The 10,105-nt window shown below is 64.8% G+C and carries 8 protein-coding genes; 3 read left to right on the top strand and 5 right to left on the bottom strand.

Translation table 11 applies throughout. The features are described from left to right. Window positions 1–183: 183 nt before the first annotated feature. Complete coding sequence (locus tag EWU68_RS12795; protein ID WP_129316560.1) at window positions 184–1,176, top strand: LLM class flavin-dependent oxidoreductase; 993 nt, start codon at window positions 184–186, stop codon at window positions 1,174–1,176. A 33-nt stretch (window positions 1,177–1,209) separates the two neighbouring features. On the opposite strand, the gene EWU68_RS12790 is transcribed toward EWU68_RS12795, so the two are convergent. Beyond that, window positions 1,210–2,673: an amino acid permease gene (locus EWU68_RS12790; protein ID WP_129316558.1), complete on the bottom strand. Its 1,464-nt coding sequence runs from the start codon at window positions 2,671–2,673 to the stop codon at window positions 1,210–1,212. 757 nt (window positions 2,674–3,430) lie between these two features. On the opposite strand from EWU68_RS12790, the gene EWU68_RS12785 reads away from it, so the two are divergent. After that, window positions 3,431–4,894 carry a carboxylesterase family protein gene (locus EWU68_RS12785; RefSeq protein ID WP_129316556.1) on the top strand — a complete coding sequence of 488 codons (1,464 nt, stop codon included), beginning with the start codon at window positions 3,431–3,433 and terminating at the stop codon, window positions 4,892–4,894. A 2-nt stretch (window positions 4,895–4,896) separates the two neighbouring features. Continuing rightward, window positions 4,897–5,310, top strand: a complete 414-nt coding sequence (locus EWU68_RS12780; protein ID WP_129316554.1) for a ChaB family protein — start codon at window positions 4,897–4,899, stop codon at window positions 5,308–5,310. Between the two features lie 141 nt (window positions 5,311–5,451). On the opposite strand, the gene EWU68_RS12775 is transcribed toward EWU68_RS12780, so the two are convergent. From EWU68_RS12775 to EWU68_RS12760, 4 genes are read right to left on the bottom strand one after another with little or no spacing between them, the layout of a single operon-like run. Then, window positions 5,452–6,603 (bottom strand): ABC transporter ATP-binding protein, encoded by a 1,152-nt coding sequence (locus tag EWU68_RS12775; protein ID WP_129316551.1) that lies wholly within the window; start codon window positions 6,601–6,603, stop codon window positions 5,452–5,454. A gap of 41 nt (window positions 6,604–6,644) precedes the next feature. After that, a complete protein-coding gene (locus EWU68_RS12770; protein WP_129316549.1) occupies window positions 6,645–7,949 on the bottom strand; it encodes an ABC transporter substrate-binding protein in 1,305 nt (434 codons plus the stop codon). Between the two features lie 58 nt (window positions 7,950–8,007). Beyond that, complete coding sequence (locus tag EWU68_RS12765; RefSeq protein WP_129316547.1) at window positions 8,008–9,045, bottom strand: carbohydrate ABC transporter permease; 1,038 nt, start codon at window positions 9,043–9,045, stop codon at window positions 8,008–8,010. 2 nt (window positions 9,046–9,047) lie between these two features. After that, a complete protein-coding gene (locus EWU68_RS12760) occupies window positions 9,048–9,881 on the bottom strand; it encodes a carbohydrate ABC transporter permease (RefSeq protein ID WP_238692470.1) in 834 nt (277 codons plus the stop codon). Between the last annotated feature and the right edge of the window lie 224 nt (window positions 9,882–10,105).

Below are 10,105 nucleotides of genomic sequence, written 5' to 3'. Positions count from 1 at the left end.
CAAGCCCCCGAGCCTCGCGGCGACAACAAAAGACTCTACACACCACCACCACCAAACACCAACCCACACCCGAGTGAAACACAACACAAACCACACAACCCCACCACCACAAGGAAAAACAGCCCGGAATGAGTTGAGCGGCCCCGGCGTTGAACGGGTAGACCAACATCGTCGAAAGGCAAGATCGTGCTCCCTCTGTCCCTCATTGACTTCGCAACCGTCTACAGCGGGGAAACTCCCCGGGACAGCTTCAGGCGCTCCGTGGACATGGCCCGCAAGGCCGAGCGGCTGGGCTTCTCACGCATCTGGTACGCGGAACACCACAACATGCCCCATATTTCTTCCGCGGCGCCGGCGGTCCTGATCTCCCACATCGCCTCCCAGACCGAGAGCATTCGTCTCGGCTCGGGCGGTGTGATGCTTCCCAACCACTCGCCCTTGGTCATTGCGGAGCAGTTCGGGACCCTCGAGGAGCTGTACCCGGACCGCATTGATCTCGGTCTGGGCCGGGCTCCCGGGACCGACATGAAGACGGTTCAGGCTTTGCGCCGTGACCCCCAGGATGCGGACCGCTTCCCGAGCGACGTCGTCGAACTCCAGGGGTATTTGGAAGGGAAGTCACGCATTGAGGGGGTTCAGGCCATCCCCGGCAGGAACACGAACGTCCCGCTGTACATCCTCGGGTCCTCGCTCTTCGGGGCGCAGCTGGCCGCACAACTCGGGCTCCCGTATTCCTTCGCTTCCCACTTCGCGCCAGCTGCCCTCGAGCAAGCCACAACGGCATACCGCGAGAACTTCCAGCCGTCCGAGCATCTGAGCGAGCCGTATGTGATCGCTGCGGTCAATGTCACGGCCGCCGATACAGCTGAGGAAGCGGCGGAACAGACCCGCAAGGTCCGGAGGAAGCGTGTCGAGGCCATGGTGGGTCGCGGTCGTGATCTGACCGAGTCCGAGCTGGACATGCTGGTTCATTCTCCGGCAGGACAACAGATCATCGAGATGCTCCGGTTCACCGCGCAGGGTACCGGGCCCGACATCAAGAACTACCTCGACCGTTTCGCCGCGATGGCCCAGGCAGATGAGCTGATGATTTCGCTCCAGTCGCCGTCCACCGAGGAGTCCTCCCGCTCGATGGAGATCCTCGCGGAGGCTTGGGGGCTCGACGACGCCGCCTGATCCACGTCGTCGCCGAGCCCGACGATGCTCCCGCTACTCCCCTTCGCGGTTCTCGATCTTTTGGATCGCGGCCGTGTTGGGCGGGAGGTCGTTGAACTCGGAGGCGTCCTTGTTCTTGATCAGCAGCTTGGACAGGATCGCAATGACGCAAATGAGAACCGTCGTCGCAATGAGCTGGAAGCGCACCTCGGTGTCGGTCAGGCCCAGGATCACGATCACGGCGACCAGCAGCAGCGCAAGATAAGAGCTCCAGGGGAAGGCCCACATCTTGAGCGGCAGCTTGCGCCCTTCCTTCTCCGCCCGCTTGCGCAGAACGATCTGCGAGATCAGCGCGAAGGTCCACACGGCGAGGATCGTGGAACCGATGATGTTGAGCATGATGTTGAGGATCACCTCGGGCCACAGGTAGTTCAGCACCACGGCCACGAAACCACCGAGCACGGAGAGAATGACCGCCGAATAGGGGACGCCTTTGTCCGAGATGGCGGCGAAACGGCGCGGGGCGGAGCCTCTCCTTGCCAGCGAGTAGAGCATGCGCGAGCCGCCGTAGATGTTGGCGTTGAGCGCCGACAACAGGGCGAGCACGATGATCACGGTCATGACCTTGTCCGCGCCGGGCAGACCGGCCACGCTCAGCACCGCGACGAACGGGCTGGCGGAGAGACTGTCGTCGTCCCACGGCATGACCAGCACCATGACAGCCACCGCGCCGACGTAGAAGACCAGCACGCGAATCAGGATGGTGCGAATCGCCGTCGTGACGTTCTTGGCCGGTTCGTTGGTTTCGGCGGCAGCAATCGTCGCCAGCTCTGTGCCGCCGAAGGCGAAGACGACGACGAGCAGCGCCGCCGCCACACCCGAGACACCGTGCGGCATGAATCCGCCGTGATCCGTCAGGTTGCTCGTGCCGGGGGACGGAGTCGGGAGCAGGCCGATCAGCAGGAGGACGCCCACCACCAGGAAGGCCAGGACGGCAAGGACCTTCAACAGGGCGAACCAGAACTCCGTTTCCCCGAGAGTCTCCACATGCAGGAGATTCACCAGGGTGAATGCGCACATGAACACGAGGGCGAGCACCCACTGCGGGAGAACCGGCCACGCCTCGTTGACGATCTGGGCCGCGGCAGTGGACTCCGCCGCGATGACGATGACTATCTGGATCCACCACAGCCAACCCAACGCACGGCCGGCCGTGGGGCCCAGCGCCTTGCCCGCGTAAGTCGAGAAGGACCCGGAGGCCGGATCCGCAGCCGCCATCTCACCCAGCGCCCTCATGACGAGGACAAGGAGCAGGCAACCGACGAGGTAGGAAACGATGACGGCCGGACCGGCGGCTTTGATCGCGGAGCCTGTGCCGACGAACAGGCCTGTGCCGATCGCCGATCCAAGGGCCATCATCACGAGGTGACGCGATTTCAGGCTGTTGTTCGGCTGGTCGACCGACTGACTGGGGCTTGCGACCCCTTCGGGTTCGGGCGAGTGTGATCTATGACTCATAGAAGGTGAGAATACAGTATCGTATCTGATTTAAGCGACCGATCGGTCGGTAAATTTTTGTGCGGCGGCTGGTGTGGTGGCTGGTGCGGTCGTTGGGGCGGGTGCTGGTGGGGCGGCAGTTGCGGTCGTTGGGGCAGGTTCGAGCGCCGGCGGCGTCGCGGGCGGGCCGCTGGGCTGTGCGACCGCCGCGTTGAGTGGGGGTTACCCGATTCGGTGGCGATTGCAGTCGTTAGGTGGAGGCCAAAGCCCCACCTAGCGAAGGTAAACGCCTCCAATTCGCGTAACCGCCACCCGGCATCGCCCGGGCCGGGCCACCACGGCACGATATGGGGACGACGTCGTCGGCAACCGTCTCGAAGTGGCAATCCCGTGCGTCCGCGGGGCCATCCCCGCCGCGAGGTGGCAATCCCGTGCGTCCGCCGGGCCATCCCCGCCGCGAAGTGGCAATCCCGTGCGTCCGCGGGGCCGAGGTGGCAGGTTTGTGCGAAATCGACCGCCAAAAACGCACAAAACTGCCACCTCGCGGGTCGAAGTGCACGGGGTTGCCACCTCGCGGGTCGAAGTGCACGGGATTGCCACCTCGCGCAGAACGTCTCGCCTCGCCGCGCCCCGCCTCGCCCCACCTCGCGCAGAACGTCTCGCCGCGCCACGCCTCGCCCCACCTCGCAGCGTCCCGCCCTAGCCCCTTGCCCGAACCAAGGCGGACCAACAGCGGATTCTGTGTTACTTCGTAGCTTCGCGTCCTAGACTCGGGACCATGACGGATACCAGCAACGGAACTGCTCTTCCCCAGCCCTCTGCACCCGCCACGGAACCCGCCGCGGACTCCTCGGCCCCGGGGAACAGGCCGGTCGGACCGTGGGACAGGGTGAGTGCTCCCGCAGGGACGTTCGAGACGGTTCGGCAAGGTGGCGTCGTGAAGGCCTGGGGCATCAGGTATGCCCGTGCGGAGCGTTTCGGGGCGCCGATCGCCTACACCTACGCCGAGCCCTTCACCGCCGATACCCCGGCGCCGGCCTGCCCGCAGCGATTCGATGAGACCGATCTGGAGCTCCAGCGGCTCGGGTTCGATGAGCATTGTCAGCGGCTGACCGTCACCCGGCCCGGGAACCGCAGATCCGGGCTTCCCGTGATGGTCTGGATCCACGGCGGCTCCTACATCGGCGGCGCGGGGGACCTGCCCCACTACGATCCCATGGCCTTGGTGCAGGAGCAGGACCTGGTGGTCGTCAACGTGACCTATCGTCTCGGGCTGTTCGGGTACCTCGGCGACGGGCGGACCCGCGAGGCCAACCCCGGCCTGCTCGACCAGGTCGAGGCCGTCAAATGGGTCCACCAGAACATCGAAGCCTTCGGCGGGGACCCGTCTCGCATCACGATCGCCGGCCAGTCCGCGGGTGGGCACGCGTGCTGGGACCTGCTCATGGTTCCCGAAATTCAGGGCATGATCAGACGCGCCATCCCTCAGAGCGCGCCGCTCGGGATCGTCCACGGGCGACGTCGCGCGTGGAATGCGATCACCCCCGGCCCCGAGAAGACCGGTCGGATGCGTCAGGCGACCACGACCGAGTTGGCCGAAGCCGAAAGCGTCATCAACCGCAAGGCGGCGTTCCACGGACGCGCCGCCCTCATGCCCTTCTCCCCGAGGTACGGCCAACGGCCCCTGCCGCCCGAGAAGCTCCTCAAGAAACGGTGGAAGGAACTGGCCGGGAAGGTCGACGTCCTCATGGGGACGACGGCGCGCGAGGCCGCGCTCTTCACCGGCCGGGTCCCGTTGCTCGAGGTTCTGGCCGGGTTCCGGCGCGGGCGACAGGGCGTCGTCGAACCGATCGTGCGTGCCGTGACCCAGTTCGTCTACGCCGCCGACAACGCCATCTGGGCGCAACGACTCGCCAACGCGGGCGGACGCGCAGGCCTGTACCGCTTCGTGTTCGGCAAGCCCGACGCCGCCCTCTCGTGCTGTCACATTGCCGAGCTGCCCCTGCTCTTCCCAGGGACATCCTGGACCGAGAGCGGGGAGAACGCGGGTGCCGGCGTCACGGGCCCCGACCTCATGAAAACCTTCGACGCGGAGGCCCTCGACGACGCCGGCCGCGCGCTCCGGTCCGCCTGGGCCGGATTCGTGCGCGACGGTTTCGACTCGAAGGACGTCCGGGCGATCCCGGACGTGCTGGAACTCCTGCCGCCTCGCACGCCACGTCGAAAAAGAGAAAGGAACTGATCATGCCGAAAACGAACCAGAACGGCGAACCGATTCGCGATGAGTTGCCCGAGACCATCAAGAAATCGGACCGCAAAGCACAGACCACATTCGCTCAGACCTACGACTCCGCGATGGACGAATACGGGGACGCCGAACGCGCCGCACGGACCGCCTACGCCCAGCTGAAGCACACACACGAAAAGGTCGGCGACGCATGGCAGGAGAAGGAGGAGTACGGGGACTCGGACGACCGTGCCGAGTCGTCCCGACGGGACCGCGGAGAAACCGCAGGCGGCGTTGATGCGAACGCGTCCAAGGAGCACCTGTACGACCAGGCTCAGGAGCTCGGGATCGAGGGCCGCTCGGAGATGAGCAAGGACGAACTGGTCGAGGCCCTCGAAAAGGAAAGTCAACGCCGCACGTCAGGCTCCTGACGGGCACCGAGCCCGAGCCTGCCCGGCCCAGCGCCCGGGCCGGCGCCGCTTCCTGAAGCCCGCTCCCCGGACCGACTCCGTTGCCCGAGCCGGCTCCGTTGCCGGACCGACTCCGTTGCCCGAGCCTGCCCTCCCTCGGGGCTACTCCCCGAGGTACTCCAGGTTGATTTCCGACTCGGCGTCGAAGAATGAACAGGTACGGGGTGTCGCGTCAACGACGTCGCCGATCTCGATCTCCCCGGACCTCTCGACCCGGAGCGCGATCCTCCCACCCCGCAACCGAACGTCGGATTCCTGGACCGGGACGCAGTAGGCGTAAGCCTCGGACCCCAATTGCTCGATGTGCTCGACCTTCAACCGCATCCCCGTCGCTTCGGATGCGGTTTCGGTGCCCTCGGCCTCGGTCCGTTCCCGGGCCCACGGGGCCTGCGGGGCGATGTCCCATTCTTCGGGGCGCACACCCACAACGACCCTGTCCTTCGCGCGGCCGACCAGATGCTCCGGGAGTGAGACCGCGACGCCGCCCCAACGAGCCGTCCCCTCGTCAACCGGTACGGCCTCGAACAATCCGATCGACGGCGAACCGATGAATCCGGCCACGAACGTGTTGCCGGGGTACTGGTACAAGTGCAACGGGGCGTCGACCTGTTGCAATTCGCCGTCCTTGAGCACGGCAACCCGATCCCCCATGGTCATGGCCTCGGTCTGGTCGTGGGTCACGTAGATGGTCGTCACGCCCAGTTCCCTCTGGAGCGAGGCAATCTGGGCACGGGTCGAAACCCTCAGCCTGGCGTCCAAGTTGGACAGCGGCTCGTCCATCAGGAAGACCTGGGGTTCTCGGACAATGGCCCGCCCCATCGACACGCGTTGCCGTTGGCCGCCGGACATCGCCGCCGGCTTGGAATCGAGCAGATCCTCGAGTTCGAGCATCCGAGCCACCTTGTCGACCCGCGCAGCAACCTCGGCCTTGGGAACCTTCGCGTTCTCGAGGGCGAAAGCCATGTTCTGGCGCGCCGTCATGTTGGGGTACAGCGCGTAGGACTGGAAGACCATCGCCACGTTCCTGTCCCGTGCCCGGGATTCCGTGACGTCCTTGCCTCCGATGAGGATCGTGCCCTCGTCCACGGGCTCCAGACCGGCGATCATGCGCAGGCACGTTGACTTGCCGCTGCCGGAGGGCCCCACCAGGGTCAGGAATTCGCCGTCACGGACATCGAGGGACACCCGGTTGACCGCGGGGCGCTTCTTTTCGTCGAATATGCGAGAGATGTGCTGGAGATGGACTTCGACCATGATGAGTTGATTCCTTGACTTGGTTCGTGGGAGCGGAGTTTCTACAGGTAGGGCTTGATGTCGCGGTTGATGGCGTCACCGATCCTCGCCTGGAGGCTGCCGAAGGTTTTCTCGACGTCGGCGTCGCCAGTCGTGATCTTGTCGAGGGCGCCCCCGATACGACGGCCGGCACCGTTGACGAATACCCGGGCGTAGTCCTGAGGCTTGGTGTTTCCCTGCAGCTGACCGAAAGCGGTCCTCGCATTCGGGTTCTGATTGAGGAAGGCCACCTCCTCCGGGTCCTCGTGGGCCGCGATGCGCACCGGAATGTAACCGGTGGCCTGCGTGAAGGTGATCGTGTTCTGGGTATTGGTCAGGAAGTCGACGAATTGGATCGCCGTCCTCTTGCGCTCGTCGCTGATCCCGTCGGGGATGGACAGGCCCGCACCACCCGTCGGGCACCCGGGCGCAGGGCCGGGCAGCGGCGTCGTCGTGATCGGAAATCCCGCGATTTCCTTGAGACCGCCGAGGGATCCGGTCGACTCGAGAAGTCCGCTCGCGGTGCCGATACCGAAATTGTTGATCGCATCCTTGGTGATTTCGATGTGCCCCTTCCGGACCTGGTCCTGCAGGAACCGACCGGCGTCGATCGTCCGTGGGTCCGTGAACTTGAGATCCCACTCCTCCGAATATCGACCGCCGAAGGCCCACGCGATGCCCTCGAAATACCAGTCCAGGTAGGCGGTTCCGTCAGGGATCGTCAGGGCGGGCTTGCCGCCGCCTGCATCCATGATGCGAGGGGCCCACTCGTCGAATTCCTGCCACGTGCTCGGTCCCCGGTCCAGAGGCAACCCGGCCTTCTCCAGGACCGACCGGTCGAAGTACAGCAGAGCGGTCGACCGGCTGTAGGGCACTCCGTAGTGCTTGCCTTCGTAGGTGTAGTCCTCGACGAACGTGGAGACGTACGACTTCGGGTCGATCCCGTTCTCGGCCCACAGGTCGTCGAGCGGCGTCGTCGCTTTGGAGAATGCGAAATTGAACCAGGTGACGTCGGAGGCGACGATGACGTCCGGGAGGTCTCCGCCCGCGAGCGCGGCATTGAACTTCTGGGAGAGCTCCTCGTAATTCTTGCCTCCGTCCACGAGCTGAGCGGGGGTGTCCGGGTGGGCGGCGTTCCAGGCTTCCACGATCTTCTGCTCGGTCTTCTTCGACTCGGCGGGGTGATTGGACCAGAACTGCAACGTGCCGTTGCCCTTCTGCTTCGGCCGGTTCGCGCTGCTGCCGGTGCCCGCGCACGCCGAAAGAGCCAGGGACGCGGCGCCCAGCCCCGCAAGGCCCAGGACGTGACGACGGCTCAAAGTGGCCATGACGAAGTTCTCCTTCTCGGAAGGTTGGAATGAGGGATGCGGTGAATCGACCGCGCAGCTAGCCCTTGACCGCGCCCGCGGTCAGGCCCTTGATCATCGAGCGCTGCAGCAGAAGGAAGATGACGATCATCGGGATGCTCGCGAGCAGCGTTCCTGCCATGACGGGACCCCAGTTGGTGGGTCCTTCGTTGTTCTGGAGCAGCGTGAGGCCAACCTGCAATGGTGCGACGCGGCCTGTGTCCGACATCAGGAACGGCCAGAGGTACTGGTTCCATTCGGTGACGGCGGTGATGAGAACGAAGGCCATGAGAGTCGGCCAGGACATCGGCAGAACCACGCGGAAGAGCGTGCGCAGGAATCCCGCGCCGTCCATGGTCGCGGCTTCCATGATCTCAGTGGGCAGGGACAGGAAATGGTTCCGCATCAGGTACGTCCCGAAGGCCACGCCCGCGAGCGGCACGATGATGCCGGGGAACGAGTCCCTCCACCCGAGCTGCGCGACTGCGGCGTAGTTGGAAATGATGGTGATCTCGTTGGGGACCATGAGGGTGCCGACCACCAAGAGGAACAGCACGTTCCGGCCCGGGAACCTGAGGAAAGCGAAGGCGTATGCGCTCAGCACGCCCAGCACGACCTTGACCACGGTCAGGACGGCGGTGATGACCACCGAGTTGCGCAGGAACTGCCCGAAGTCCACCTCGTTCCACACGTAGGAGTAGTTCTCCGGGGCGAACGGATGCGGGATCCAGGAAATCGGATCCGAATAGATGTCCGGGTGTGTTTTGAAGGACGTGACGACCACGAAATACAGCGGCAGGGCGATCACTAGGGCCGCGAGCAGAGCACCGAGGTAGCTCACGACCTTCACGCCCAACAGGCCGTTGGCCTGCTTCCGGGCCCGTCGGCGGGCTCGGTCCTTCTCGACTTCGTCGGTACTCGGCGTCGGGTCCGGGCGAGACGGCAGGGGCGCGGGGCCGGTTGTTCTTGCTGGGCCGGTTGTTCTTGCTGGGCCGGTGGTCCCCGCGGAGGTGCGGGGCGTCGTCGTGGTCGCCGGAATGGCCGCGGTCGACGGCGTCGTCGGATCTGTGTTGCTCATGACTATCCCTTCCGGTCCTGCAGACGAACCTGAACCACGGTGACCACCAGGACGGCCAGGAACATGAGAGTCGCGACGGCGGCGCCGTAACCCGCCCGGCCGTTCACGAAGGTCTCCTGGTAGACCTGATAGACCATCGTGCTGGTCGAGTTGCCCAACGGGCCGCCCTGAGTCATCACGTTGATGATGTCGAAGACCTGCATCGAATTGAGCAGCACGGTCACGGACAGGAAGAAGGTCGTGGGGCGCAATTGCGGGAGGGTCACGCGGAAGAATTTGCGGAGGCCCGACGTCCGGTCGATTTCGGCGGCCTCGTCCAGATCCTTGCGGAGCCCCTGGAGTGCCGCCAGATAGATCACGAAGGTGTACCCGAGGTTCTTCCACACGTAGGTCGTGATGATCATGAACAGGGCCCACCGTGGGTGGGTGTAGAACTCGGGAGATTCCATGCCGATCCTGGCCAGGAGATCCTGGATCATCCCGTACTTGGGGTCGAACACGAACTGGAATGCGACGCCGACCGCCGCCCCGGAAATCACGTACGGCGCGAAGACCAGGGAACGAACCACATTGCGGCCACGAAGAGGCCGATCGAGCAACAGGGCCAATGCCAGACCAAGCACCATCGAGCCGCCGACGGCCGAGACCGTGAAGACCACCGTCTGGAGCACGATCTGCCAGCTCTCCGGATCCTTGGCCCACTCGATGTAGTTCGTGAGACCGACGAACACCGCAGGTCTGGTGGCCGAGATGTTCCATGTGAAGAACGAGAGGCGAATGTTGTCGAGCAAAGGCCGGTAGGTGAACAGCAGCAAGAGCAACAAGTTCGGTGCCACCAAAGCGGTTGCCAACAGCGTGCGTCGAGATCCCCTCCGTCGACGACGTCGGGGCGGCTCCTTCCCCGGTGCGGAGCCTTCTAGGCCGGGAATTGTCGGTACAGTCACATCCAAAAATATTAGCCTCGGCCCTTTAAACACAGGCCACATAAGGGTGAACAGCCCCATAACCGCACGTCACCTCGGCGAGTTCGATCCGGGGTGGGTGTGGGTGGGTGTGGGCG

The organism is Rothia koreensis, from assembly GCF_004136575.1.
In the GTDB taxonomy this organism is placed as follows: domain Bacteria; phylum Actinomycetota; class Actinomycetes; order Actinomycetales; family Micrococcaceae; genus Rothia; species Rothia koreensis.
Note: the sequence above shows the minus strand (reverse complement) of the source record. Positions and strands in the feature narration are given on the sequence as shown.